The following is a 24,995-nucleotide window of genomic DNA, read 5'->3' on the forward strand; positions in this document are numbered from 1 at the left end:
AGCGCGAGTGCGGCGCTTGCCGCCCTCCGCGCGCTTCGAGTACGCCGGACGCGTGTCCCACCGCACCATCCGACCGGGGAGATCCGTCCCGATGGTTCGTCGAGGAGGCGACCGCGTGAGTCTCCTGGCTCTCGGGCCGAGGCCCGTCCCGGCCTTCCCATCCGCCTTCGGGCAGTGGCTGTCGGGACCGGCTCGCCGATCACCGTGGCGGAAGCGCGCCGGATTCACACCGACTTCCTCGTTCCGCCGTCACCTTGTCGCAGGCCGTCATCCCCTTCCCGTGGTGGTCCTGCCTGCCCGGATCAAGCCGTCATTCCGTCTCACGGGCGTGCGGGACCGTCGCGGGCGGCTCGGCCGGACGGTCCCGTCCGCCGTCGCGGCCGGACGCCGCCACGACGACAAGCCCGACGACGACGGCCCCGACGGCGATCCGTCCTGCCGCCCGCGCCGACCAGACCGGCCATGCCACACCCGCACGTCCTCCTGGCGCGTCCAACCGTTCGGCCCGCCGGGCGGGCCGCAGCAGACGCAGCAACAGCAGGACCGCGACCGGCAGTTGCAGCAGCCACAGGAGGGTACGCGGCCATTCCCCGTACCAGACGTTGGTCCCGTACAGCAGCGTGTGCCACACGCTCAGCACGTAGACGACGATCACGAACCGGTGCAGCCGTCGCCAGGTGTTCGCTCCGATGCGGTGCCGGACGTAGAACAGCAGCCCCAGGGGAACCGCCAGGTACAGGGCACCCTGCCCGAGCGGGATGGCGATCCGGCCGGTTCCGGAGTCGTACCAGCCGGGTACGAAGGTGTCCGCGAAGCCCGCCCACAGCCGCTCGGCCCACGTCAGATTCGTTTCGTAGCGGACGAGTTCCGCCGCGAACATCAGCGCGTGCGCGAACATCAGCGCCATCGTGGTCAGGCTCGTGGTGCGGTGCCAGCGCTCCAGCACCTGTCGGGAGACCGGCAGCCGGGCGGGTCGTGGCCCCGACAACAGCAGCCCGAGCATGACCGTGCCCCAGGCCCACAGCAGTCCCGACCACCCGAACGCCTGGCTGAGCAAGTACATCCAGTAGGCGCCGGGATCGTCCATGAACGGCATGACCGCGACAGTGGCCGAATCACCCGAGTCCATGCGCACGTACAGGAAAGCGAACACGGCCCCCGTGAGCACCACCGCCGCACTCGCGTCGGGCAGGGCGGATCGCAGGTCACCACGCAAAGCGATCCTGTCCGCGGAAGGCCGTTGCCGTCGCGGCGCCGCTGTCCCGCCTTCGTCCGGCCTCGCCTCTGACACCATCAAGGTCCTCCCGGGCACCGGTCGCCGCAGGGGCGGTGCGCATGTGTCGTGAGTCAACAAGTCTGGTTGAAGGGAGGAGCGAGTACCGAGGCGTGATCCGGCCAGAGCGGCCGCCACGACCGCCGGACTGTCCACAGGCGCCGGGTACCTGGCCGCGACGTACGAAATCCGCCGCCGTCCCGACGACGAGAACGCCGAACGGCTCGTGCTGCGGGCGGCCCGCGAGAGCTGACGGTATGCGGGGAGTGCGGACAGGTCCGCACTCCCTTTCGCCTCCAACTCGGCGGCACGTAGGATTACCTGGTCATCGCCGCGACGGGAGACAGGAAGCCGGTGTGAATCCGGCACGGTCCCGCCACTGTGACCGGGGAGTACACCCCCTCGACATGCCACTGCGCGAGCCGCGCGGGAAGGCAGGGGGGAGCGTCGATCCGGGAGTCAGGACACTGGTCCGTCGCGGGCCCGTTCCGAGGAGCGCGGACTCCCCAGGAGGCTCTACGTGTACGACGGCACGCCCCGTCCCCTTTTGTTCTCCCCTGCTTCGTTCTGCCCTGCTTCGTTCCCCCCGGCCCGCAGGCGCCGCTCTCTGCGCGCCGCGGCCGTTGCCCTGTCGGCAGCCCTGCTGGCCGCCGGCTGCGGTTCGTCCGACGGCGGCGTCCAGGACCCGAGGAGCACAGCGTCCTCGGCCGAGGGCTTCCCCGTCACCATCGACAACTGCGGCGTCAGGACCACCTACGACAAGCCGCCCTCCCGGGTGGTCACCATCCACCAGCACCCGGCGGAACTCATGCTCACCCTCGGGCTGAAGGACCGCATGGTCGGCACGGCCTTCCCCGACTCCGCCGTCCTGCCCAAGCTGAAGAAGGACTACGAGGCGATCCTCGAGCTGGCGGAGAGGGAACCGTCGTTCGAGAAGGTCCTGGACGCTGAACCCGACCTCGTCTACGGCGGCTACGGCAGCGCGTTCGCCGAGAACGAGGGTCGTTCCCGCAAGGCGTTCGCCGACGCCGGCATCGACACTCATCTCAACCGCGAGTACTGCGGCAAGAAACGGGTGACGATGCGGGACACCTACGACGAGATCCGTACCATCGGCCGGCTCTTCGGCGTCCCCGACCGGGCCGACAAGCTGGTCACCGACCTCGAGGGCCGCGTCGAGGAGGCCGCCACCACCGTCGAGGGCGAGCCAGAGGTGCCCGTCTTCGTGTACGACAGCGGCGACAAGACCGCCTTCACCGCGGGCGGCAAGAGCCTGGGCACCGAACTGATCAGGCTGGCCGGCGGCGAGAACGTCTTCGCCGACCTCGACGACGTCTTCGGCGACGTCTCCTGGGAGCAGGTCGTCGCGCGCAAGCCCGAGGTCATCGCCATCTATGACTACGCCGGCGCCGGGAGCGTCGAGCAGAAGAAGAAGTTCCTGCTCTCCCAGCCCGCCCTCGCCGATGTCCCCGCCGTCCGGAACAAGCGGTTCGTCGTCCTGCCGCTGACCGCTACCCTGGTCGGCATCCGGTCGGCGTACGCGGTCGACGACCTGGCCCGCGGACTGCACCCCGAGAACTTCCGGTGACCCACACCGCCGCCGGCACCTCCGCCGAGCGGGCGGTGCCACGGCAGAAGCCCCCCAGGCCGGGGGCGGGCCGTACGACGTTGGCCGTCACGCTGCTCGTGCTCACCGCCCTGCTCGTCGTCTCCGCCACGGCGGGCCTGGCGATCGGCTCCGTTCAGGTCCCGCCCGGTCAGGTGTGGGGCATCGTGACGCACGCGCTGGGCGCCGACTGGCAGGAGCCCGACTGGTCGCGGGCGCGGGAGACCATCGTGGTGGACGTGCGGGCGCCGCGCGTGCTGCTCGGTGCGGTGGCCGGTGCGGGACTGGCGGTGGTGGGCACCGCCCTGCAGGCCCTGGTGCGCAATCCGCTCGCCGAGCCGTACCTGCTGGGCGTCTCCTCGGGCGCGTCCCTCGGTGCGGTCTCGGTGATCGTGTTCGGGGTCACCGTGTTCGGGCCGGTGTCCCTGTCCGTGGCCGCCTTCGTGGGCGCCCTGGGCGCGTTGCTGCTCGTCTACGCCACCGCCCGCACCGGCGGACGCATCACCTCGGCGCGGCTCGTGCTGTCCGGCGTGGCGATCGCGGCGGTGCTCACCGCGGTGCTCGATCTGCTGCTGCTCACCACCGACAGCGGCAACGAGGCCCGTGCGGTGCTCGCCTGGACCCTCGGCGGACTCGGCGGGGTCAACTGGGGCACGCTGTGGCTGCCGAGCGCGGCCCTGCTGCTCGGCATCGGCGTCCTCATGGCGCAGGCACGCAACCTGAACCTGCTCCTGGCCGGCGAGGAGGCGGCCACCACGATGGGGCTGGATGTGGCCCGGTTCCGTGCCCGCTTGTTCGTCCTGCTCTCCCTGGTGACCGGCGTACTCGTCGCGGCGACCGGACCGATCGGCTTCGTCGGCCTGATGATGCCCCACATCGTGCGCCTGTTCGTCGGCGGCGACCACCGCCGGGTCCTGCCCACGGCGGCACTGGGCGGGGCGGTCTTCCTCGTCTGGGCCGACATCGCCGCGCGGACGATCGCCGCTCCGATGGAGATCCCTGTCGGCGTCCTCACGGCCCTGTGCGGCGGGCCGTTCTTCCTGTGGCTGCTGCGCCGGGACGCCCGCCGAAGTACCGACCGAGGAGCGGCATGACCGCCACCGAACTCTCCGTCGACGGCGTCACGCTCACCGCCGGAGCACGCCATCTGGTGCGGGACGTTTCCCTGACCGCCCGCCCGGGCGAGACCATCGGGCTCGTGGGCCCCAACGGCAGCGGCAAGTCCAGCCTTCTGCGTGCCGTCTACCGCGTCCTGCGCCCCGACACCGGCCAGGTCCGCATCGACGGAGGCGACGCCTGGTCACTGCCGGTGCGGCAACTGGCCCGCATCGTGGCGGCCGTGGTGCAGGAATCGGCAGCCGACTTCGACCTGGCCGTCCGCGAGGTCGTCGCGATGGGCCGCACCCCGCACAAACGGCTTCTCGCCGGCGACACCCCCGAGGACGCCGAACTCGTCGCCTCCGCACTCATGGCAGTCGACGCCCTCCACCTGGCCGACCGCCCGTTCGACCGGCTCTCCGGCGGCGAACGCCAGCGGGTGCTCATCGCCCGCGCCCTCGCTCAGCAACCCACCCTGCTCGTCCTCGACGAACCCACCAACCACCTCGACATCCGGCACCAACTGGACGTGCTCGGCGCCCTGCGCCGCCTGCCCGCCACCGTGCTGCTCGCCCTGCACGACCTGAACCTGGCCGCCTACTACTGCGACCGCCTCTACGTCCTGCACGACGGCGAAGTAACCGCCTCCGGACCGCCCGCCGACATCCTCACCCCCCGCCTGCTGGCCGAGGTGTACGGGGTGGCAGCGGAAGTCGCCACCCATCCGCGCACGGGCGCCCCGCAGGTGACGTTCCTTCCCGAAGAGTCACACCTATGAAGGGCCCCTGCCTGCACGCTGCGGGAACCCTTCGTTCACCAGCCACCAGGACTCAGGCAGTTCAGCAGTTCAGCAGTTCAGCAGTTCAGCAGTTCAGCGGAGACTCCCTCGCGGCTTCAGCGGCACCGGTGGCATCTCGGGAGCAGGCAGCGGAGCACCGTCGTACCCCTTCACCTCGCCGAACCGCGTGCCTTCCCTCTAGTCCCGACACGCCTGTTCGATCTCCTCCTGGGTCCGGCTGGTCCAGTTCCGGAACACAGCGGATGCTGCGCGCATTTCCGCAGGTCAGTTGCGCTTTCACCCCCTACTGGTCAGTAAACTGTCGGCATCGGACGCCGGGGCGGCAAGCCTTGTCTTCGGGTTCGTCGGTCCGTGGAGTGGGTCGTTCCTCAAGAGGTGCGGGCATCCGCGGTCGCGGTGGCCGAAGTGCCCGCACGCATACAGGATTCGTTACCGGTCGGGGAGGGTGGTGAGGTGCGGCGGCGAGGGCGTGTCAGGCCCTGGTGAAACCGGGACCCCCGCACAACGAAGTCCCAGCCCCCACGTCCCGCCTCTCCCATCGACCCGAACGATCCGGGTGATCACCCCACGGCCAGGGGGAAGCCAAGTCGACAACGCCGTGGCCCGCGTCGGCGCCGACCCGGGGATGGCAAATGCGTCGACTTTAATCCATATGGACTAATCAGTCACATTTCATGCGTGCCGCTCCCGCGGACAGGGCATCCATGGCCCGTCCAGCCGAATAGGTGTCTGATCCACAGGTCGGATCCACTACCTGGAGTTATGCATGGAACCAGAACCCACCGCACGGGACTGCGCATTCGACTTTGCCGAGGCCCTTGAATTCGATCCGACGCTCAGGCAACTCCTGGACGGAGAAACCATCAGCCGTATCCGGCTGCCCTACGGAGAGGGGGAAGCCTGGCTCGTCACCCGCTACGAGGATGTCCGCACGGTGACGACGGACCGTCGTTTCAGCCGCAAGGCCGTCATCGGCCGGAACTTCCCGCGCATGACTCCTGAGCCGATCGTCCAGGACGAGGCGATCAATGTCATGGATCCACCGGGCAGCAGCCGGCTGCGCAGTCTGGTCTCCAAGGGCTTCGCTCCCCGTCACATGGAGCACATGGAGAGGCGGGTCCAGCATGTCGTGGACGAGTTGCTGGACCGGATGACGGAACACGGTTCACCCGCCGACCTGATGGAGCATCTGGCGGGCCCCCTGCCGCTGACCACCATCTGCGAGGTCCTCGACATCCCCGAAGCCGATCGCTCGCAATTGCGCGCTCATGCGCGGACCATGATGGACACCGGCCTCGACAACCGGGACAACGCGGTGAAGTCCAAGGCGGAGCTCCGCTCCTACTTCGCCACGCTGACGGCCCAGCGACGCAAGGACCCCGGCGACGACCTGATCAGCACGCTGGCCACCGCCCGTGACGGTGACGAGATCCTCAACGACCGGGAACTAACCGTCATGGCCATGGTTCTGCTCATCACCGGGCAGGACACCACCACCTACGAAATCGGGAACATCGTCTACACGCTGCTCTCCCGGCCAGAAGAACTCGCCATGCTGCGCTCCCGCCCTGAACTGTTTCCGCAGGCCATCGAGGAACTGCTGCGGTTCATCCCCTTCAGGAAAGGCGTGGGCATTCCCCGGGTGGCCCTCGAAGACGTGGAACTGGGCGGCGTAACCATCAGGCAAGGAGACATCGTGCACGTCTCCTACCTGACGGCCAACCGGGACGACCGGAAATTCGACCGGCCTGACGAGCTGGATCTGGAACGCACCACTCCCCCGCACATGACGTTCGGCTGGGGTGGGCACCACTGTCTCGGTGCCCCCCTCGCCTCCGCCGAGATCCGGATGGCCGTCGGGTCACTTCTGGAGCGCTTCCCCGGCCTGAAGCTGGCCAAGCCCGCCGACGAGGTGCGCTGGAACACCACGTCGATCTGGCGGTTTCCGCTCGCCCTGCCAGTCGCCTGGTGACGGCGGCTCGCGCCGGGGCCGACGGCTCCTGCCAGTCGGTGCCTGGCAGGAGCCGTCGTGGTCGCCTTCCCCGGACGCAGGTCGGCGCGGGGCGGCCGTTCGGGCCGGGAGCGGAGGGACCGACTTCAGATCTCGGCTTCGGAACCCGAAACCCAGGTTCCCAGCGACATCTCGGCGGTGATGCCCGGACCGAAGCCGGCCATCAGACCTCGGTGTCCGTGGAGAGCCGACGCCTCGTCGAACATGCGCGACAAGGCGTCGAGGACCACCGCGCTCGCGATGTTGCCGTACTCCGTGAGCGTGGCACGGCTGAAGCGAAAGGCCTCGGACGGCACGTCGAGGAAGTAGCTCAGGTCGTCCAGGATGCGCGGACCGCCGGCGTGGATGATGTAGAAGTCCATCTTGCTCGCGTTCCACTGGTGCTCGTCCGCGAGGGCGCACAACACCGGAGCGAGTGGCTCCATGGTCCCGGGCACACGCTTGTCGAGCTGGAAGTGGAAGCCCGTGGAACGAACCGCATAGGAGATCCAGTCCTCCGTGTCCGGGATGAGATACGAGCCGTTGCGTTCCAGTTGCACCCCCGTGCCGCCGCTCCCCCGCACCACGGCGGCGGCAATGCCGTCACCGAAGAGGCCGTTGGACAGCAGCGATCCCACGTCCAGGTCGGTGGGTTGGTAGCACAGCGAGCAGAACTCGCAGGCGATGATGAGCGCGTTGGCGTCGGGGTAGGCCTGGCAGAAGTCGTGGGCCCGGTTGACCGCGGCGCCTCCCGCAGCACACCCGAGCTGGGCGATCGGCAGCTGCCTCGTCTCCTGACGGAAGCCCATCTTGTTGATGAGCCACGACGTCATCGGCGGCATCATGAAGCCGGTGCAGGAGACATAGACGATCAAGTCGATCTGCTGAGGTTCCAGTTCGGCCTGATCGAGCGCCTGGCGTACCACCGCGGGTACGCGCTCCTTGGACTGCGCCTCGTAGACGGCGCTGCGGGCATCGAACCCAGGATGTCGCAGGACCTTGTCGATCGGCTGTATCAGATGTCGTTTCTTCACCCCCGTGTTCTCGATCAGGCGGAGGGCCAGGTTGATCTGCGGATGGTCGCCGTGCAACCTCCGGGCCAACTCGAGGGTTTCCTCATTGGTGATGACGTACTCGGGGACCGCGATCGCTGGTTTACACAAAACCGCCATAGACTTCCTCCTAGCGGAGAATGGCCACACCATGCGGACCTGGCCAGAGCCGAGAGACAGACCTGCCGAATGGCAACCGCTGCACCATCACTACACGTCATTCCGTGCGTAACGGCCACAAGCGGATTTCATTGACCCGACGTCAATGTCCTGGGAACGGGCGCGAGTAGGCCTGTCACCCACTTCATCTTCGTCGCTCAGGCAGAACTTTCCTCCACAGCGCATTTGGTCACCGGATTCACATTACGGCGGTCACGAGTGAGTCGCATGCCGAACGGAACGCCGTGAAAGTGCACCACGGATCGCACACATGATTGCCTGGTTTTCCTGCCACAACCCTTTGACCCCCGCAACTTCGGCACCGATACCGCCGCCTGCCGAGCACCCGGACGTCAGAGCTCTCCGGATAACGGATTCGTCATCCCGTCGGACGATCGACCGCGCGGACAACGAAACGAGCCCAGCCGAACCACCCCAACGGGTCACCATATGTCTCTGTACGCCAGCTGTTCAGCTATGAGCTCGTAACGCGATCATGATCGGGCATTCTTGAGGCGTCTCCAGCAGATCAGGCTGCAGGCCAGGGAGACGAAGGCATCGTGGAGTTCGGTGCGGCATTCCCAGCGGACGGCGAGGCGTTTGAACTGGTGGAGCAGGGCGAAGGTCTGCTCCACGACGTACCGGAGCTTGCCCAGGCCCTGGATGTTCGGTGATCCTTTGCGGGAGATGACCGGCAGGATGCGCCGCTTGCGGAGCTCTTCGCGGTGGAGGTCGGAGTCGTAGCCCTTGTCGCCGAGCAGGGCCTCGGGACGCCTGCGCGGACGGCCGGGGCGGCCCGCGACGGGCGGGATGCCGTCGACCAGGGCGAGGGTCTGGGTGACGTCATTGACGTTGGCCGCAGTGGTGATGACCTTGAGCGGGGTGCCGCAGCCGTCGCAGATCAGGTGGTGTTTTTGCTGCCCGTCTTGCGCCGGTCGACCGGCGACGGACCGGTGCCGGCACCCCCCTTTTCGCCCGGAGGTGGGAACCGTCCACACACGCCCTGGACCAGTCGAGCTGGCCGGCGGCGTTCAGCTCGGCGAGCAGGATGCGGTGCAGCTGGTTGAAGACGCCTGCCTTCTGCCAGCGGTCCAGGCGCCGCCAGCAGGTCGTCCGGAGCCGAACCCCAGCTCCAGCGGCAGCAGTTGCCAGGCCATGTCGTGGTGGAGGACGTAGAGGATGCCCTACAGACACAGCCGGTCCCCCACCGGCTGTGGCCCCGGCGCCCGCTCGGGCCAGGGCGGCAGCAGCGGCTCGATCAGCGCCCACAAGTCGTCGTCCACGATCCACGGCCGAGTACTCACACCACCACGAACGGCCGAATCGTCAGCTCGGTCACGCCCGACCAGGCCACTTCAACAAGATCGCGTTACGAGCTCATAGGGCACGGTCTCAAGACCAAGGACGACTTCTTCGTCGCCGCGTACCGGGCCGCCGCCGAGGTCCCGTTCACTGAGGTCAGCCGGATCACCGAGCCCAGCGACGGCCCCCGCGGGATGCTGAACGCCGCGATGCGTACCTACTGCCGGCTGCTGGTCGCCAACCCCGGACCGGGCGCTGGTGGTCGAGTCGGTCGTTTGCCCGGCGATCCGCAAGGTACGGGTCGAGTGCCTCACGGCATGGTCCCAGCTGATGGCGGCGCTGGTGGCCGAGCGCCGCCCCGACCGGCCGGTACCGCTGATGGCCGGTACCGCCGCGATCGGGGCGGTTGTGCATCTGCCGGCCACCGCCATCGAGGAGGGCCGGGCCCTGTCCTCGATGACGGCATCCTGGCCGACACCTCCTACCGTCCGCTGCCCGCCAGACGGCCCGGCCTCACTTCAGGTGTCGGTCCAAGAACCGGCACCCGTCCTCCAGCTCGAACCACGGGGTGCCGGTGTGCCCTCCCAGATTGGCGTGCAGCGTCTTCTCCTTGCTGCCGAAGGCGTCGAACAGGTCCAGGGCCCTTTGCCGGGGGTTCCCTTCGTCGTCCCACTGCAGCAAGAACAGCAGCGGAATGGTGACCTGCCGGGCCTCCTCGCGCTGGGCACGGGGCACGTACCCCCCGGCGAAGAAGCCTGCGGCCGCGATGCGCGGCTCGACCACCGCCAGCCGAATGCCGAGGGCGGTCCACCCCCCGGAGTACCCGACCGGGCCGCCGATCTCGGGCAGCTCAAGGAGGGCGTCCAGAGTGGTCTGCCATTCCGGAACCGCGTTTTCGACCAGCGGGCCGATGAAGGACTCGAAGATCTCGTCGACCGGCTCGCCGGCCTGCATCGCCCGCCGGAGGTCGGCACGGGCCTGCTCGTCGGCGGCGGAACGGGGACGGTCACCGCACCCGGCGGCGTCGATGGTGGCCACCGCGTAGCCGCGCGCCGCGGTGTACCGGGCCCGGGCCACCAGCCGGGGTTCCGCCTTGGGCAGACCGTTGTTGTGGGCCATCAGGACCAGCGGGGCCGGTGCGGCTCCAGGCGTCCACAGGGTGCCGGGGATCTCGCCGAGGGTGAATTCGCGCTCGAGGACGTCGTCGCCGAGGCGCTGTTCAGAAGTGAATCGCACGGTCGTGCCTTTCGGGAGGGCTCTTGAACGGCGCTCCCGGACGACCTATCGCCCGACCGTGACCCCGGAGGGGAGCACCCATGTCGATACTGCGTTCACGGGTACCACCTCCTCGTTCTCTCGCACGGCCTCCGGGAGATTAGCAACGGTCGCCGTGGTCCGCCAACGGGTTTTTGCGGAGGCTCCGTGGCCGGATGCCGCCTCACCCCATAGGACACGGTGTAATACTCCAGCAGCGGTTCGTGTCCTGAGCTGGTGGTTGCGGTCGTCCTGGTATGGGCGAGATAACTGAAGTCGCTTGCTGCGATGTCGAGTTGGAGTCGGCGCTGCGCGGGTGGCGGGCCGCTTCGCGCGGGCGGATCTGCGCTGGCGAATGCGGGACTATGTCCACGCCCCGCTCGCGCAGCTGCTCCAAGGTGGCGACGACGGACACGGCCTGGCCGCAGTCCCAGGCCGTGACTCCCTGGTGATGAGTGCCGTACCGGCGGTGCGCCCGGTGACGGCGACCTGCTTCCTCCAGTGCGGCAACCGTGTCGGCGGCCTTCGCGGCCGCGGTGTCGGCGGACACGAACGCGAGTGGCGGTGTGTCTTCCCGGCTGGTCGGCGGATTCTCATGACTGCTGCGCTCAGGCTGCCAGACCGTCGAGAATCCAGGAATCACTCCGGAATTGATTCAAACCTCAACATGCTGGAGGAGAGTAGAAGACACTCCCTCCCTGAAGGACGACCCCATGGGCCTGCTCAACCGCCACCGCGCCACCGCTCCCGCCCCGGCCACCGACACGACCTCCGCGCCGGCCACCGCCCGGTTGACCGGCGTCTGGACCATTGACCCCGTGCACAGCAGCATCGCCTTCGTCGCCCGGCACGCCATGATCACCAAGGTCCGGGGCACCTTCGAAGCCTTCGACGGCCGCCTGTACCTGGACAGCGAGCGCCCCGGGCGCTCCACCGCCGACGTGACCATCGAGGTCGCCAGCCTCGACACCCGCCAGGAGCAGCGCGACCGGCACCTGCGCAGCGCCGACTTCTTCCACGTCGAGGCCCACCCCATGCTGTCCTTTCGCAGCACCTTGGTACAGCAGCTCTCCGCGGACACCTACCACCTGAGCGGCGACCTGAGCATCAAGGGCGTCACCCGCCCGGTCGTCTTGGACCTGACCCACACCGGCACGGCGACCGACCCCTTCGGCAACGAGCGCGCCGGTTTCGAGGGCTCCACCACAGTCGACCGCACCGAATGGGGCCTGACCTGGAACCGCGTGCTGGAGACCGGCGGCGTACTGGTCGGCGAGAAGGTGAAGCTGGAGTTCGACGTCTCCGCGATCCGCGCTGCCTGACCACCGACCCCGCATGCGGAAGGCAGCCGGCCCGGCCGCCTTGAGGCCCGCGGAAAGGCGACACGAGCACGAGCCACTCCGATCACGGTGGAATCGCGCCCCGGCCACGCCTGCCCCTCCGCCTCTCGGGGCGCCGTGCTCGGCAGGCCGGCCGCAACCAACGCGAACCACCCCCGCCGGACTGCGGGGGCGCTGCTGGTCAAACCCGGCAGAAAATGGCATTCTTCATTTTGTGCAACATTCAACTAGTTCGGAAGAGAGGTCGCCTGCCCCACCTCCCGGGTGGCCGGCGCTGGCACGCCTGGTCAGATCCGTGGCCACCCGCCAGGGCGGGTACATCCTGTCCCATGGCGGCAAGAATCTGACCGCCGCGCTGCTCGCCTGGCAGGCGACCGCCCCGTGGGGGCAGGGACGGCCCCAGTTCCTGGCCGTCGCCACGGCCTTGCTCGTGGTCAACACCTCGACGGTGCACCACTCGATGATCGAAGCCGCGCGCCGGGTGGCGATCCAGGTGGCCGGGGTGACTCTGGCCGTCGCCACCGCCTGGTGGCTGGGCCCCACCGCCGGGAGCATCATGGCGGTCCTGGCCATCATCCTGGCGGCCCGCGGACGCCGCGCCTTCGACGACCGTCTCCAGGTCGCCTCGACCGCGCTGCTCACGCTGACGGCCGCGGCGGCGGTGCCGGTGCGCGACCTCGCCCTCCTGGCGCTGGCCACCGTGACCGGTGCCATCGTGGGCACGGCCGTCCACGCCCTGATCCTGCCCCCCGTGCATGTATCCGACTCCCGGACCGCGGTGCGCCGGCTGGCCCGGGCCACCGGCATGCTGCTGTGCGACATGGGCCGCGGCCTGCGCAAGCAGCAGCGGACCAGCCACGCACGGGTCTGGCTGTCGAGAGCGCGCCGGCTCGAGGAGGAGATCGCCGAGGCGCAGGACCAGGTGCGGCTGGCCGAGGACAGCCTGCGCTGGAACCTCCGCTGCTCCGTGCACGGGCCCCGGCGGCCCGGAACCGGCGGCCACGCGCTCCTCGTCCTGCACGGGATATCACTGCAGGTGCGAGGGATCGCCCGGACCCTGACCGATACCGTGGACGCGTCCCGGGACGACTTCCGCCTGGGGCAGCTGTTCACCGACCAGTACGCCCGGACGCTCGAGCTGGCCGGACAGGCCGTGGAGGACTTCGCCGAAGTGAACCGGACAGCCGATCCGGAGCACACCGAGGCCGGCAAACGGCTGCGCACCGCGCTCGACCAGGCTCAGAGCTGGCATGACAGCATGACCGAACTCGTGACACACGGCGCCCTGACCGAACCCGGAGCCTGGCACATCTACGGATCGCTGGTCACCGACGCGAAACGGCTCCTGTCCGACCTGGACCGCGCCGGGACATCAGAACCGATGACACCAGTGACGCCGATGACGAAGAGCGCGCTCACCACCCGGTTCCCCCGCTTCTGACCGGCCGGCCCGCCCGTCCTGCCGGGCCGGCCGGTGGACCGGTTCGGTGCGGCGGTGGGCCGGACACCGTCCGGCCCACTGTCGGCCCGACCCGTCAAGCACCTTTTCGAGCACACGCCACGTGGGGCACACCACATTCCACGAGTGCCATCACCCCCACCAGCCGAGTATGTTGAATATTGAACAAACATCCCGGGTCGTCCGTTCCTCCCGCTGCGGCGGGAGGCGCTCCTCGCGAAAGGCCCTTCCCATGACCACTGCCATGACGCTCTCGCCGGCCCGCTCCCTCACCTGGTCGCTGCCCTGCACTGCTGACGCCCCCGCCCGCGCCCGACGGCTCACCCGCCGGCTCCTGCACGACTGGGGTTTCGACGACGAGTACACCTGCCGCACCGAGGCCGTCGTCGCCGAACTGGTCGGCAATGCGCTCTCTCACGCCCGGCCCGGCGTCCGCGTCACCTGGCGGCTCATCCGCGACACCGAACAGCCCGCGGTCCGCGTGGAGGTCATCGACGGGGGCCCCACCCGCTCCCCCGCCGACACCGACCGCGACCCCGACGAACACGGCCGAGGACGCCTGATCGTGGCCTCCCTCGCCTCCCGGTGGGGCATCTCCCGGCGCCGCGACCGGCACGGATGCATCCACTGGGCGCAGATCGCTCCGGACTGATCCGGTGGCGCGGAACGCCCCCTGAAGACACCACGTCCACCGGACTGCCGGCGAGGACAAGGCCCACGTCGTCCACACCGGCGGCACCACCACCGACGACTTCGCCCACGACCTACCTCTGCTCGTCAAGCACGCCTCCTGACACTCCGCCGGCACCGCTCCCAGCGGGGACGCCCCGCGTGCGTGAAGCGCCCACCCGCGCGACACGGTAAGCGCCACCCCGCCGCCCCCCGGCCAGAATCGGTGGGCCGGGGCAGGGCAGAGCCGGCCCGGAATGGTCGCCCGTCCGCGGGCGGAGGGCCGGGCGGCTGAGCATTCCGGGGGCCGTTCCGCTCGTCGATCAGGCCGCTGATCCACAACGCCCGACGCGACCTGGGACATACCCTTTGATGCCCGGTTGTGCGTAACCTGGCCGACTGTTCCCGCACACAATGTCGTGACATCGGGGGCGCGTCACATCGATCGTTCAGGAGACCCATGCACCCCCGGATAACCTCCGCCTCCCGGATGGCCTCTCTCCCGTCCGCCGCCCTGGCGGGCGGTGCGCTGACCGTCGGCATCGGCGGTCTGTATCTCGCCGGACTACTGCTCACCGGCGGTGAGATCGAGGCGGGTACAACGGTGCGCGGCGTGGACGTCGGGGGCCTGACCCATGAGGAAGCCACCCGGAAACTGGAGCGGCACCTGGCGGCGGCCGGCCCGCGGAAGCTGGCCGTGAAGGTCGGCGACCGCGAGGGCGCGGTTGATCCGCGGCAGGCGGGGCTCACCTTCGACGTCCGGGAAACCCTTGACCGGGCGGCGTCCACCGGCGCCGATCCGGTCAGCGTGATCGGCGGGCTGTTCCGCTCGGGCGGTGAGATCGAGCCGGTCGTGCGGGTCGATGAGGACAAGGCCCGTGCCGCCCTCGGGAAGCTGGCGAAGACACTCGACCAGAAGGTCCGCGACGGTGCCGTCTCCTTCGCCGGCGGCCGGGTCGAGCAGATAGCCCCGCGCACCGGGTACGCGCTGGACGTGGACGCCGCGATCGGCGCCCTGCGCACCCCCTTCCTGCATGGCACGGTGGACTCGGTCACGGTGCTGCCCGCACGCGAGACCGGGTCGAAGGTCACGGCGGAAGAGGTACGGCGGGCGGTGCGCGAGTTCGCGCAGCCGGCGATGTCGGCACCGGTCACGCTCACCGCGGGCGGCGAGCGGTTCACGATCACCCCGGCCGTGCTGGGCGAGTACCTGACCATGCGGCCGGACGACACCGGCAGACTCACGGCGAAACTCGACAGCAAGGGCCTGCGCGCCGCGCCCACGGTGGCAGGCGTCCTGAACGGCCTTCCCACCACGCCCCGGAACGCCCGGCTGGGGCTCGAGGGCGGCAGGGTCGTGGTGGCCGCCGACGCCAGGCCCGGCGTGGAGGTCACCGACAAGGCCCTGGGCAAGGCCGTCCTGCCCCTGCTCACCAAGTCGGGCACCGCCCGCACCGGCGAGGTGGACACGCGGCAGATCCAGCCGGAGATCACCCGCGAGAGCGCGGCGCGCCTGGGGCTGACCGAGAAGATGTCCTCCTTCACCGTCGACTTCGAACCGGCCGCCTACCGCACGACGAACGTCGGCCGGGCCGTGGAACTCATCAACGGCTCCGTCGTCATGCCGAACGAGACCTGGAGCTTCAACCGGACCGTCGGCGAGCGCACCCAGGCCAACGGCTTCGTCGACGGCATCATGATCTTCGACGACCAGTACATCAAGGCGCCCGGCGGCGGTGTCTCCGCCGTGGCCACCACGGTCTTCAACGCGATGTTCTTCGCCGGGGTCAAGCCCGTCGAGTACGGCGCCCACTCCTTCTACATCGAGCGCTACCCGGAGGGCCGTGAGGCGACGGTCGCCTGGGGCAGCCTGGACCTGAGGTTCACCAACGATTCCGGCAAGGCCGTCTACATCCAGGCCGAGTCCACCGACACCTCGGTGACCATCACCTTCCTCGGCACGAAGAAGTACGACGAGGTCACGTCGGTCAAGGGGCCGCGCACCAATGTGCAGCAGCCGGCCAAGAAGGTGAGCACCGCTGAGAAGTGCGTGCCGCAGACCCCGCTCGAGGGCTTCGACGTCACCGTGGAGCGGGTCTTCCACGACGGCGGCCGGGAAGTGAAGCGGGAGCCGTTCCGCACGCACTACACCCCGCGTGACGAGATCACCTGCGAAAAGACACCGAGCAAGCGTCAGCCCTGAGGACGCGACCCCGTCAGAGCCACAGAGACAAGCCGCAAAGGATACGGAGTGTCCCGGCAGACGATGTCGAACAGCGGCATGGTCACGACATGCCGTGGCAAGTGCACCCGCGGCCGCATCGCCGGATCGCCGCATCGTCGCACTCGCCCAGTCGGTCCATGGAAGCCCACGAAGCCGCGGGCTACAGCTCGGCCGTCCGCCGTACGCCTGCCCTGGTCGCCGGGGGCGTCGTGCTCCTGGTCGTCGCCGCCCTCGCCCTGTGGTGGCGAACCACGGAGGGTACGGCGAATGCCTCGACGCCCGGCACGGCGTCCTCGGAGGCCGGGTTCTTCCCGGACATGTCGGCGCACCATCAGCAGGCGGTGGAGATGTCGTTCATCGTTCGTGACCGCACCGGCGACCAGGAGGTCCGCACCCTCGCCTACGACATCATCGGCACCCAGGCCACGCAGCGCGGCATGGTGCTGGGCCGGCGGGAAGGCGGGGCTGAACAAGACCTCCGGCCAGGCGTCCATGACGTGGCTGGGCCACGGTTCGACGCACGAGGCGAAGGACGGCTCCCTCCTGCCCGGGATGGCCACCACCACGCAGCTCGACCAGTTGCGCCTGTCCTTCACCCTGTCCGAGCAGCGCATCGGCCCGCTCGACGCCAAGCTCGCCGACCGGAGCGGCTACCGGGGCACCGGCACGCTCACCCTCCTGATCGCCGGAACCTGGACGATGAAGGCCACCGTGCGGGTCTCCGCCATCGACCAGGTCACCGTCTCGAAGACGATGGAGATCAGGTAAGGACCTACGCGGGTGCGGCGGCGAGGCCGCGTTCGCCGCTACGACGGACTCGGCGTAGGACCGAAGCCCTGGAGCCGCTGGATATTTCCACCGATCTTCTTCCGCAGCGGCTCGAGCATCTTCGGTTCGGCGCTGACGACCCAACGGCTGCCGACGAGGTACGTGCCGCCGTACACCCTGGCGGTCTCCAACCAGGTCTGCTTGTACTTCTCCCCCGGGAAGGTCGTGATGAGGTAGTCACCCTGCTCGGTGCGGCATGTCCCCTCACGCAGTTCCTCGGCCTCGACGCGGATGTTCGCCTTGCAGCCCGTCAGGTTGGCGATGACCTCGATCCTCGCCGGGGCCACAACCGCTGCGGCCGACGCTGAAGCCTTTGACGGCTTGTTGTCGGCTTCCGTCTCTCCGCCTGCGCTGCAGGCGGCGGTCAAGGGCAGGAGAGCCAGCACTCCGGCCAGTGCGGCAGCACGCCCCCAGGAAGCGGCAAATGGGGCGGTGCCGGCGCGTTCTCGGGGCTGTGGCTGGGGCACGTGCCTTCTCCGTCTCGGTTGGTTCCGCCCGTACCGGCGGGTTGACGTCCTCAGTGGGGTACGGACGAACACCGGTGGCCGTTCACCTCGGCGTCCCGTCCCAAAGGTTCACCCGGAAGGCACCGTCCGTAAGGACCCCCAGGCCGAGGCAGCTTGTGAAGCCCAGAAGGCCGTCTGCCCTCGCATCAGTCAGCGCGATCTCTCCTTGCGGGAACAGCTCAAGTCGCTCGATCCGGTGAGCGCTTTCCGACCTCACGCTGATGTAGCGAACCAGGCACGAGCCCGCACTAGCCAGCCGACAAGCCATCGTCTGCAGGGTGACGGGCCCGCTGACCACGAAGTAGGCATGACGTCCGACCGGCATCTTCGGCAAGGGACGAGCCGCTGGATTCAAGATCCGGTTCAGCGGCGGGCCGGCTGCCGTCCTGGCCGACCAGGGCCATGTCGTGGCTCACGGCCTTCCGCGCCGATCGGTGAGCCCTCGTACTCCGCGCCCCGGCCCGCTGATGAGCTGTATCTGCGCAGGCCGATGCCGCGCCCGCGGAACGACCCGCACGCAGACTCTCCTCCGGCCCACCCGGCACCACATCGGCGTGCTGGTCGCCACGCTCCGTGAGGGCGTAAAGACATGGAGAAGCCCCCCGTCTGCCCCCGCCTTCGATGCCCGGAGTGGACCCGGTCGGCACGCCGCCTCATCTCCCGACACCTCGCCACTGCCGGGAAGCAGAGGTGCAGCGTTTGTGAGGCGGTTCACTGATACAGGGCTGGACTGGCTCGCACCGCAGAATTAGCTTTCTTGAGAGCATGCGTCCCTTATGGGCCTTTTCCGCGGTGCGGCGGACCGGGTCTGGAGCAGGACGTTCACCAGTGGCCTTGCGGGCAGCCGCCCGGACCGGACTTCAGGGCGCATGAGGAAGGTACGACGTACTTCCGCGCCGGCACTACCAGTGGGCGAGTGGCCCCGGAAGGTGGACAAGTGAGTGAAGACGCCGTGTGGGTCAGAAGCGTGACGGGCATCCAACTGCATCACGTGACCGATCTCCAGGACGCTCGTCGGTTCCTGGGCAACGCTGTCATGGCGCTGGGCGCAGCCCATGTGAGAACGGGCGACGCCAGGTTCTCCGGTCTCGCCGACCAGCTCAAGGCAATGGTTGCTCAAACGCACGACCTGGAGGGCGAGGCACGGGAGAGCATGCACCGGCTGCACTCCACGGATCCCGAGCGGTTCGTGCGCTGCCGGGAGGGCGAGGAGCCCTGGCCGGACGAGCTCCAGGCGGGCTTCGTCCCGCGCCACACCTGCCGGGACAAGTGCCTCTACCACGACTATGAGGTGCTGGACGCCATCCTGCAGTGCACCTGCGGCCGGCCCCCGTGCCGCGCCTGCGCGATCGCGGGGGCGCCCTGACACGGAGACCACGGAGAGCGGAGCGTCCCGTCCCGGGCCTTCTGTGCACGGGCGGTGACGGCTCCGCCGACTCCTACCGTGTGTGTCAGACGGTGTACGAGCGGGCCCCGGTCCCGGCAAGCCTGCCGCCCTCCACGATGAGGTACTCCTGACGGATCGGGCGGTTGTCGAACCAGCACTCCAGGATTTCCCGGACGCCTGCCGCATACCTGGCCTGCGCGGAGAGCGTCGAACCGGACACGTGCGGTGTCATGCCCTCGTGCGGCATGCCGCGCCACGGGTGGTCCTCTTCCGGCGGCTCGGGGTACCAGACGTCACCGGCGTAACCCGCCAGATGGCCTCGTTCCAGAGCGCGTACCACGGCGTCCCGGTCGACGATCAGCGCGCGGGCCGTGTTGACGAGGTACGCCCCTCGCTTCATGGTCGCGAGCATCTCGTCGTCGAAGAGGTTCACCGTCTGCGCGTGCAGCGGCGCGTGGATGGAGAGCACGTCGACGGCGGCCGCCAGGGAGCGGGCGTCCGCATGCCAGGTCAGCCCCAGCTCCTGCTCGAGGTTTGGTGGCACCCTGTGCACGTCGTTGTAGTGCAGCTTCACATCGAACGGCTTCAGCCGACGGAGCACCGCCATGCCGATCCGTCCGGCACCGAAAACGCCGACGTCCATGCCCTCCAGGTCGTAGTTCCGCGAGACGCTGTCGGCCACGTTCCACCCTTGGCGGGCGGTGACCCACTCGTGGGCGGGCAGATAGTTGTGGACGAGAGCGAGGATCTGCATGACCGCGTGCTCCGACACGCTGATGCTGTTGCTGTAGGTGACCTCCGCAACGGTGACGTCGTGCTCGATGGCGCTCGGCAGGTCCACGTGGTCCGAACCGATCCCGGCTGTGATCGACAGCTTCAAGTGCGGTGCGCGCCGGATCCGGTCAGGGGTGAGATAGGCGGGCCAGAACGGCTGCGAGATCACCACCTCGGCGTCGGGGAGTTCCCGTTCCAGCACGGAGTCGGGCCCCTCCTTGTCGGAGGTGACGACCAAGGTGTGGCCCTGTTCCTCCAAGAACGAACGCAGACCGAGTTCACCGGAGACGCAGCCGACCAGCTCACCCGGCCTGAAGCCGATACTCCGGGGGGTGGGCGCCGTCTGCCCTCCGGGATAGCCGCTGATGACGGGGATCTCATCTCGGGCATACCTGGGCGGGTAGCCGTCAACGGGATCCGGATAAAGCACCGTGAGAATCTTTGCCATGTCCGTACTCCTACGAAGGCCGGCGCACAGGCGTGGTCCGGTAGCCGCGCATTCGCTCCGGCCGGCCTTGCTGTCCAGTACCGAGTGACCGGGCTGCCGCACAACAAACGGTCCCGAACACGCTGATCAGCGCGCCCGCCAATCCCCGACCGAGCGGCCTGCGGTGCGGGTGTCACGTCCTTGCCCCCCCGGTGGGGCCCGCCGCGTCATAACCGCTCATTCGGCACGGCGGCGCAGGGCGGCCCCGGGGGCGTCTGCACCTTGTCTTGACACGCCGTCGTCACAGGCGTTGCCTTGAATAAGAGGCGATGCTACTCCGGTGTCCATTGGCTCGACCAGAACCGCGCCACGGCCTGAGGCCGGAAGCGCGGCGGGGCGGAGACGACTCATGGCGACGTATGAGTATTCCTGCAACCGCTGCGGATCGTTCGACGTCAAGCTGCCGATCGGCACAGCGCCGACCGCGCACGTTTGCCCGCAGTGCTCGCATACGGCTCGACGTGTGTACTCGTCCCCCGCGACCGCGTTCACCCCGCCTGCCGTCGCGGGCCTGCGCGAGCAGGAGGAAAAGTCTCGGGAAAATCCCGCGGTGGTCACGCGGGTACCTCCCGAGCGGGCTGCATCGAGGCCGGCCCATCCGGCCCTCGCCCGGCTCCCCCGGCCCTGAGGGGAAGTCGCGGACCGGCGGAATCAGTGCAACGTCCCCTCGGAGAAGAGGGCGTGGGGCGGTCTCGATCCCTGCCGCCTCGCCAGAGGCACGGGTTGCGCACAACAGCATCTCGGTCGCATGACCGCCCGGCGGGCCCATCGCTCGCGGAGCGAAATCTCGGGAGGTGTCCCCCTTGGCCAACGTCGGACTTCTCTTCGTAGGCGCGGTGCTCTTCCTGAACGGGTTGATGCTGCTGGGAAAGGTCGACAGCCGAGCAGCCGCCGTATTCAACCTGTTCGTGGGCGGACTTCAGGTCCTCACACCCACATATCTCATCATCGCCGCGAATCAGGACCCCCGCCAAATCGTGCTCGCATCGGGCATCTTCCTCTTCGGTTTCACCTACCTGTATGTAGGAATCGGACTACTCATGGGGCTCGACACGACAGGCGTGGGATATTACTCACTGTTCGTGTCCATCGTGGCGCTGGGTTATTCCTTCGTCAACTTCCGGCTGTTCGGCGATCAGCCGTTCGGAGTGATATGGCTCTACTGGGCGTTCCTCTGGTTCCTTTTCTTCCTGCTCCTGGGACTGAAAATGGAGACCTTGACGTCCTATGTCGGCTGGGTGACAGCGATCGAAGGCTGGGTGACCGGCGTCATACCGGCATTCCTGCTGCTGTCCGGTTACTGGGTCGCCGAGAACTTCTTTGAAACGGCGATCGCGCTGGGCGCGTTCGGCGTCCTGACCTTCGCCACGCTGTGGATCGCACTTCGCCGGAAACGGCCCGGCAGGCCCGCGGAGGAGTACAGCGCCCCGGGCTATCCGGCCGGCAGCCCCGGCTAGCGACCTGCCGATGCTCGCCGCCGACTCCTCGATGGGAGCGCCGGGAGGTGGTTGAAACGCGAGAAACGAAGACGGCAGAAGCGGCGTGAGGGGCGGTCAGAGCACTCCGAGCCACACGCCGCACCCGCTCACCCGTACAGAACAGCTCACGGAGTTCACATGCCTGACGTAATCTTCAGCGTCGACCAATCCCGGTCGATGCACGACCAGGCCGTACCTGGACACAACAGGTGGCATCCGGATGTTCCGGTCGCCGCGATGGTCCGCCCGGGGGACGAGTTCCGCGTCGAATGCCGCGAATGGACCGACGCGCAGATCGGCAACAACGACTCCGCCAACGACGTCCGCGACGTCGACCTGATGCGCTGCCACATGCTCAGCGGGCCGATAGGCGTCGAAGGCGCGGAGCCGGGCGACCTGCTCGTCGTGGACATCCTGGATCTCGGACCGGTACCGCAGCAGGTCGGAAACGCACCGGGTGAAGCCTGGGGATACACCGGCGTCTTCGCCAAGGCCAACGGTGGAGGCTTCTTGACGGACTACTTCCCCGATGCCTACAAGGCGATATGGGACTTCCATGGGCAGGTGGCGACCTCCAGGCACCTTCCCGGTGTCCGCTTCACCGGCATCACCCACCCGGGTCTCTTCGGCACCGCGCCGTCCGAGGAGCTGCTGCAGCGGTGGAACAGGCGTGAGCAGGCCCTGGTCGACACCGACCCCGACCGGATCCCGCCATTGGGACTCACGCCCGACCCCGATCAGGCCCTTGTCGGCCAGGCGACCGGATCGGATGCCGAACGTATCGCCCAGGAAGGGGCCCGTACCGTTCCCGCACGGGAGAACGGCGGCAACCACGACATCAAGAACTTCACTCGTGGATCCCGCGTCTTCTACCCGGTCTATGTTGCGGACGCCAAGCTGTCAGGCGGTGATCTTCACTTCAGCCAGGGAGACGGTGAGATCACCTTCTGCGGTGCCATCGAAATGGGCGGCTACATCGACTTCCACGTCGATCTGATCAAGGGTGGCATGGAGAAGTACGGTGTCACCACCAACCCCATCTTCATGCCGGGCAACGTCGAGCCGCGGTACTCGGAGTTCATCTCCTTCATCGGGATCTCCGTGGACCACGACACCGACACCAACTACTACCTGGACGCGACGGTCGCCTATCGCCGCGCCTGCCTCAACGCCGTCGAGTACCTGAAGAGGTTCGGTTACACCGGAGAGCAGGCCTACTTGCTCCTCGGTGCGGCCCCTATCGAGGGACGTATCAGCGGGATCGTCGACATCCCCAACGCCTGCTGCTCCCTCTACCTCCCGACCGGGATCTTCGACTTCGATGTCCATCCCTCTGCGGAGGGACCGAAGGCCGCAGACCGCGGTCAGTGCGCGGTGACCACCTGAGGCCGACCGATCCCCTGACCGGGATCCGGCACCACCGGGCCCTGCCTCCGATCGGCACAAGCCGCCCGGAGGCCGGGCCCGGCCCGGCCCGGCAGTGGGACAGTCACACGATCGTCCGGACAAGCCTGGTCGCTTGGTCAGGTTCACTCACCGGTGGCATGTCCGTTTGATCGGGTGTGTTGTCAACCGGGTGTGACGGGTGGGGAGCCGGCCGCGGTCCGGTGTGATCCGGACGACTTCGCAGCGGAGATGTTCGAGCCGTTCGCGCGGGCGGATCAGCGCCGATGGGGAGCGGTGTACCTGCGGGGCTGCTACTGGAGAGGCGGCGCAAGTCGGTGGAACCGATGGCGCGCGGCTGGGTGAGGACAGCAACCGGCGGGCCCTGGCCCACTTCATCATCTCCAGCCCGTGGGACTCGGCACATGTGCGGGCGCGCCTGACGTGGACGATGCAACAGATGATCAAGCCGGCCGTACTGGTCGGGGCGTCGGTCTTCCGCGGAGTGGAGAGCGTCGGGGCATGCACGGTGATCCGTGTTTCCCGGCTGCTGTCGGGCAAGCAGGACTCCCACCGGCGATCGTCGTCGTCGACGAAGAGGAACGCATCCGGCGCTTCCTGCCCACGGTGAAAGACCTGGTCGCCGAAAGCCCGGCGATCGTCGAAGAGGTCGAGGCGGCCCGCGTCGGCCAGGCGCGCGGACGCCGTCCGAACCGGCGGCGCTACGGGAGCGGAGTCAGTCGCCCAGGCGGTATCCGGACGTGAGGGCCGGGGCCTATCCGAAGACCGCCTTGGCCACGGCCAAGCCGATGAACACCGCTCCGAGCCCCGCGATGACCGAGGCCGCCACGTTGGCGAACGCCAGGAACCTCGCGCCGGCCGCGGCCAGGCTCAGCGTTTCATAGGAGAACGTCGAGTACGTGGTCAGCGCCCCGCACAGCCCGGTCCCCAAGAACAACTGCATGTCCTTCGACGCGGCACCGGACAGCGCCGCCCCCGTCAGCGCGCCGAGAATCATCGAGCCGGTGACGTTGGCGGCGAAGGTGCCCCACGGGAAGACCGTGTCGTGACGCGCCTGGACCGCCCGGTCGGTCAGATACCGCAGCGGGGCCCCGATCGCGCCGCCGAGCAGCACCAGCAGCAACCTCATCGGCTCACGCCCTCCCGCCCCACGTAGTGCACCACCTGGACCTCCTCCAGGGTCACCAGCCCCTCGATGGCCAACTCGTCCAGCTGCGGCAGGAAGGCACGGATCCGGTCCTCCTCGTCCACGATGACAACCGCGGTCGGCAGGTCGTCCGCCATCGACAGCAACCGGGTGGTGTGCACGATCGAGGACGCCCCGAATCCCTCCACCCCACGGAAGACCGACGCCCCCGCCAGCCCGGCCTTGTGAGCACGGTGCACGATCTCCGTGTACAGCGGCCTGTGATGCCAGGTGTCGGTGTCGTCCACGAAGACCGTCATGCGCAGTGCGCGACCCATGAGCTCCATCACTGTCTCCTCCCGACCAGGGCGCGGCGCGCGGCCGCCACGCCGATCGTCACCGCGGCCATCGCGGTCATGACGGTTCCCGCCAGGTAGGCCAGCGCAATACCGGCCCGCTCCTGGGCGACCAGACGTTCGATGTCGGCGCAGTACGTGGAGAAGGTGGTGAATCCGCCCAGCACCCCCGTGCCGAAGAACGGCCGCAACAGAGGGCGCGCCGACCACACCTCGGTGACCGCCACCAGAAACACCCCGATGATCAGACAGCCGACCGCATTGACCCCCAATGTCGTCCACGGGAACGCGCTGCTGTCCGTGGGCCACAGCTGCCCCGCCTCGTAGCGGGCGCCCGCCCCCACCGCCCCACCGACGGCGATCACGGAAAGCACCGCCCACTCCCGCCGCCGCGCTTCACCCCGCAACCGCGCCTCCTCGGCTG

General features: G+C 68.6%; 23 protein-coding genes, 4 pseudogenes and 2 riboswitches. Of the genes and pseudogenes, 17 read left to right on the forward strand and 10 right to left on the reverse strand.

Annotated elements, in window-relative coordinates; genetic code table 11:
* Positions 1–117: 117 nt before the first annotated feature.
* Positions 118–265, reverse strand: a riboswitch (cobalamin riboswitch).
* A gap of 45 nt (positions 266–310) precedes the next feature.
* Positions 311–1,294, reverse strand: a complete 984-nt coding sequence (locus AOK11_RS03230) for a ferric reductase-like transmembrane domain-containing protein (protein ID WP_055592094.1) — start codon at positions 1,292–1,294, stop codon at positions 311–313.
* A gap of 216 nt (positions 1,295–1,510) precedes the next feature.
* Here AOK11_RS03230 and AOK11_RS46605 point away from each other — a divergent pair.
* The 4 genes and pseudogenes from AOK11_RS46605 to AOK11_RS03245 all read left to right on the forward strand — a co-directional run.
* Positions 1,511–1,588 (forward strand): annotated as a pseudogene (locus AOK11_RS46605) (hypothetical protein); the annotation flags it as partial.
* A riboswitch (cobalamin riboswitch) is annotated at positions 1,571–1,763 on the forward strand. It overlaps the preceding pseudogene by 18 nt.
* 30 nt (positions 1,764–1,793) lie before the next feature.
* A complete protein-coding gene (locus AOK11_RS03235; protein ID WP_055592095.1) occupies positions 1,794–2,861 on the forward strand; it encodes an ABC transporter substrate-binding protein in 1,068 nt (355 codons plus the stop codon).
* A 35-nt stretch (positions 2,862–2,896) separates the two neighbouring features.
* Complete coding sequence (locus AOK11_RS03240; RefSeq protein WP_055592115.1) at positions 2,897–3,973, forward strand: FecCD family ABC transporter permease; 1,077 nt, start codon at positions 2,897–2,899, stop codon at positions 3,971–3,973.
* Positions 3,970–4,755: an ABC transporter ATP-binding protein gene (locus tag AOK11_RS03245; protein WP_055592096.1), complete on the forward strand. Its 786-nt coding sequence runs from the start codon at positions 3,970–3,972 to the stop codon at positions 4,753–4,755. The genes AOK11_RS03240 and AOK11_RS03245 overlap by 4 nt, the downstream gene beginning before the upstream one ends.
* Positions 4,756–4,848: 93 nt before the next feature.
* Here the strand turns inward: AOK11_RS03245 and AOK11_RS44455 are convergent.
* Positions 4,849–5,013: pseudogene (locus AOK11_RS44455) on the reverse strand (pirin family protein); the annotation flags it as partial.
* Between the two features lie 529 nt (positions 5,014–5,542).
* On the opposite strand from AOK11_RS44455, the gene AOK11_RS03250 reads away from it, so the two are divergent.
* Positions 5,543–6,748 (forward strand): cytochrome P450, encoded by a 1,206-nt coding sequence (locus AOK11_RS03250; RefSeq protein ID WP_055592097.1) that lies wholly within the window; start codon positions 5,543–5,545, stop codon positions 6,746–6,748.
* 125 nt (positions 6,749–6,873) lie between these two features.
* Here the strand turns inward: AOK11_RS03250 and AOK11_RS03255 are convergent, their stop codons facing one another.
* From AOK11_RS03255 to AOK11_RS03265, 3 genes are all read right to left on the reverse strand, one after another.
* The gene (locus AOK11_RS03255; RefSeq protein WP_055592098.1) at positions 6,874–7,938 is read right to left on the reverse strand and encodes a type III polyketide synthase; all 1,065 of its coding nucleotides are present in this window, start codon (positions 7,936–7,938) and stop codon (positions 6,874–6,876) included.
* A gap of 533 nt (positions 7,939–8,471) precedes the next feature.
* Positions 8,472–8,975, reverse strand: coding sequence for an IS5 family transposase (locus tag AOK11_RS46105; protein ID WP_276204791.1), 504 nt, complete (start codon positions 8,973–8,975; stop codon positions 8,472–8,474).
* Between the two features lie 817 nt (positions 8,976–9,792).
* Positions 9,793–10,515: a dienelactone hydrolase family protein gene (locus AOK11_RS03265; protein WP_055592099.1), complete on the reverse strand. Its 723-nt coding sequence runs from the start codon at positions 10,513–10,515 to the stop codon at positions 9,793–9,795.
* Between the two features lie 275 nt (positions 10,516–10,790).
* On the opposite strand from AOK11_RS03265, the pseudogene AOK11_RS46610 reads away from it, so the two are divergent.
* The 6 genes and pseudogenes from AOK11_RS46610 to AOK11_RS44465 all read left to right on the forward strand — a co-directional run.
* Positions 10,791–10,918: pseudogene (locus AOK11_RS46610) on the forward strand (IS701 family transposase); the annotation flags it as partial.
* A 328-nt stretch (positions 10,919–11,246) separates the two neighbouring features.
* Positions 11,247–11,855, forward strand: coding sequence for a YceI family protein (locus tag AOK11_RS03270; protein WP_055592100.1), 609 nt, complete (start codon positions 11,247–11,249; stop codon positions 11,853–11,855).
* 313 nt (positions 11,856–12,168) lie between these two features.
* Complete coding sequence (locus AOK11_RS03275; protein ID WP_055592101.1) at positions 12,169–13,314, forward strand: hypothetical protein; 1,146 nt, start codon at positions 12,169–12,171, stop codon at positions 13,312–13,314.
* 250 nt (positions 13,315–13,564) lie between these two features.
* A complete protein-coding gene (locus AOK11_RS03280) occupies positions 13,565–13,984 on the forward strand; it encodes an ATP-binding protein (protein ID WP_157869276.1) in 420 nt (139 codons plus the stop codon).
* Positions 13,985–14,461: 477 nt separating this feature from the next.
* Positions 14,462–16,204, forward strand: coding sequence for a VanW family protein (locus tag AOK11_RS03285; protein WP_055592103.1), 1,743 nt, complete (start codon positions 14,462–14,464; stop codon positions 16,202–16,204).
* Between the two features lie 513 nt (positions 16,205–16,717).
* Positions 16,718–16,993 carry a hypothetical protein gene (locus AOK11_RS44465; RefSeq protein ID WP_055592104.1) on the forward strand — a complete coding sequence of 92 codons (276 nt, stop codon included), beginning with the start codon at positions 16,718–16,720 and terminating at the stop codon, positions 16,991–16,993.
* Between the two features lie 38 nt (positions 16,994–17,031).
* On the opposite strand, the gene AOK11_RS03295 is transcribed toward AOK11_RS44465, so the two are convergent.
* A complete protein-coding gene (locus tag AOK11_RS03295) occupies positions 17,032–17,340 on the reverse strand; it encodes a hypothetical protein (protein ID WP_338058910.1) in 309 nt (102 codons plus the stop codon).
* Between the two features lie 1,156 nt (positions 17,341–18,496).
* Here AOK11_RS03295 and AOK11_RS03305 point away from each other — a divergent pair.
* Complete coding sequence (locus tag AOK11_RS03305; RefSeq protein ID WP_206188766.1) at positions 18,497–18,925, forward strand: hypothetical protein; 429 nt, start codon at positions 18,497–18,499, stop codon at positions 18,923–18,925.
* An 85-nt stretch (positions 18,926–19,010) separates the two neighbouring features.
* Here AOK11_RS03305 and AOK11_RS03310 read toward each other — a convergent pair whose 3' ends face one another.
* Positions 19,011–20,168 carry an NAD-dependent formate dehydrogenase gene (locus AOK11_RS03310; RefSeq protein WP_055592107.1) on the reverse strand — a complete coding sequence of 386 codons (1,158 nt, stop codon included), beginning with the start codon at positions 20,166–20,168 and terminating at the stop codon, positions 19,011–19,013.
* Positions 20,169–20,556: 388 nt separating this feature from the next.
* On the opposite strand from AOK11_RS03310, the gene AOK11_RS46615 reads away from it, so the two are divergent.
* From AOK11_RS46615 to AOK11_RS03325, 5 genes and pseudogenes are all read left to right on the forward strand, one after another.
* A complete protein-coding gene (locus AOK11_RS46615; RefSeq protein WP_079034607.1) occupies positions 20,557–20,835 on the forward strand; it encodes an FmdB family zinc ribbon protein in 279 nt (92 codons plus the stop codon).
* A 175-nt stretch (positions 20,836–21,010) separates the two neighbouring features.
* Complete coding sequence (locus tag AOK11_RS03315; protein WP_055592108.1) at positions 21,011–21,664, forward strand: AmiS/UreI family transporter; 654 nt, start codon at positions 21,011–21,013, stop codon at positions 21,662–21,664.
* A gap of 159 nt (positions 21,665–21,823) precedes the next feature.
* Positions 21,824–23,071 carry a formamidase gene (gene fmdA, locus AOK11_RS03320; RefSeq protein ID WP_055592109.1) on the forward strand — a complete coding sequence of 416 codons (1,248 nt, stop codon included), beginning with the start codon at positions 21,824–21,826 and terminating at the stop codon, positions 23,069–23,071.
* A gap of 192 nt (positions 23,072–23,263) precedes the next feature.
* A pseudogene (locus AOK11_RS46620) lies at positions 23,264–23,552 on the forward strand (transposase); the annotation flags it as partial.
* 38 nt (positions 23,553–23,590) lie between these two features.
* Entirely contained in the window at positions 23,591–23,833 is a 243-nt protein-coding gene (locus tag AOK11_RS03325; RefSeq protein ID WP_055592110.1) for a DUF190 domain-containing protein, read from the forward strand.
* A gap of 10 nt (positions 23,834–23,843) precedes the next feature.
* On the opposite strand, the gene crcB (AOK11_RS03330) is transcribed toward AOK11_RS03325, so the two are convergent.
* Genes crcB (AOK11_RS03330) through crcB (AOK11_RS03340) form a run of 3 tightly spaced genes read right to left on the reverse strand, consistent with a single transcriptional unit; the run spans position 23,844 to position 24,978 of the window.
* A complete protein-coding gene (gene crcB, locus AOK11_RS03330) occupies positions 23,844–24,218 on the reverse strand; it encodes a fluoride efflux transporter CrcB (protein WP_055592111.1) in 375 nt (124 codons plus the stop codon).
* Positions 24,215–24,562 (reverse strand): DUF190 domain-containing protein, encoded by a 348-nt coding sequence (locus AOK11_RS03335; protein ID WP_055592112.1) that lies wholly within the window; start codon positions 24,560–24,562, stop codon positions 24,215–24,217. The genes crcB (AOK11_RS03330) and AOK11_RS03335 overlap by 4 nt, the downstream gene beginning before the upstream one ends.
* Complete coding sequence (crcB, locus tag AOK11_RS03340; RefSeq protein ID WP_063793406.1) at positions 24,562–24,978, reverse strand: fluoride efflux transporter CrcB; 417 nt, start codon at positions 24,976–24,978, stop codon at positions 24,562–24,564. Before crcB (AOK11_RS03340) ends, AOK11_RS03335 begins: the two co-directional genes overlap by 1 nt.
* Positions 24,979–24,995: the final 17 nt, after the last annotated feature.

Origin of the sequence: Streptomyces hirsutus, from assembly GCF_001418415.1 — a bacterium.
Lineage (GTDB): Bacteria > Actinomycetota > Actinomycetes > Streptomycetales > Streptomycetaceae > Streptomyces > Streptomyces hirsutus.

Excerpts from the sequence above, each read along its gene's own strand:
- AOK11_RS46615 (WP_079034607.1), top strand. The coding sequence starts at position 20,557 with ATGGCGACGTATGAGTATTCCTGCAACCGCTGCGGATCGTTCGACGTC.
- AOK11_RS03335 (WP_055592112.1), bottom strand. The coding sequence starts at position 24,562 with ATGGAGCTCATGGGTCGCGCACTGCGCATGACGGTCTTCGTGGACGAC.
- fmdA (WP_055592109.1), top strand. The coding sequence starts at position 21,824 with ATGCCTGACGTAATCTTCAGCGTCGACCAATCCCGGTCGATGCACGAC.
- AOK11_RS03310 (WP_055592107.1), bottom strand. The coding sequence starts at position 20,168 with ATGGCAAAGATTCTCACGGTGCTTTATCCGGATCCCGTTGACGGCTAC.
- AOK11_RS03285 (WP_055592103.1), top strand. The coding sequence starts at position 14,462 with ATGCACCCCCGGATAACCTCCGCCTCCCGGATGGCCTCTCTCCCGTCC.
- AOK11_RS03325 (WP_055592110.1), top strand. The coding sequence starts at position 23,591 with ATGCACGGTGATCCGTGTTTCCCGGCTGCTGTCGGGCAAGCAGGACTC.
- AOK11_RS03250 (WP_055592097.1), top strand. The coding sequence starts at position 5,543 with ATGGAACCAGAACCCACCGCACGGGACTGCGCATTCGACTTTGCCGAG.
- AOK11_RS03270 (WP_055592100.1), top strand. The coding sequence starts at position 11,247 with ATGGGCCTGCTCAACCGCCACCGCGCCACCGCTCCCGCCCCGGCCACC.
- AOK11_RS03245 (WP_055592096.1), top strand. The coding sequence starts at position 3,970 with ATGACCGCCACCGAACTCTCCGTCGACGGCGTCACGCTCACCGCCGGA.
- AOK11_RS03280 (WP_157869276.1), top strand. The coding sequence starts at position 13,565 with ATGACCACTGCCATGACGCTCTCGCCGGCCCGCTCCCTCACCTGGTCG.
- AOK11_RS44465 (WP_055592104.1), top strand. The coding sequence starts at position 16,718 with ATGACGTGGCTGGGCCACGGTTCGACGCACGAGGCGAAGGACGGCTCC.
- AOK11_RS03230 (WP_055592094.1), bottom strand. The coding sequence starts at position 1,294 with ATGGTGTCAGAGGCGAGGCCGGACGAAGGCGGGACAGCGGCGCCGCGA.
- AOK11_RS03255 (WP_055592098.1), bottom strand. The coding sequence starts at position 7,938 with ATGGCGGTTTTGTGTAAACCAGCGATCGCGGTCCCCGAGTACGTCATC.
- crcB (WP_055592111.1), bottom strand. The coding sequence starts at position 24,218 with ATGAGGTTGCTGCTGGTGCTGCTCGGCGGCGCGATCGGGGCCCCGCTG.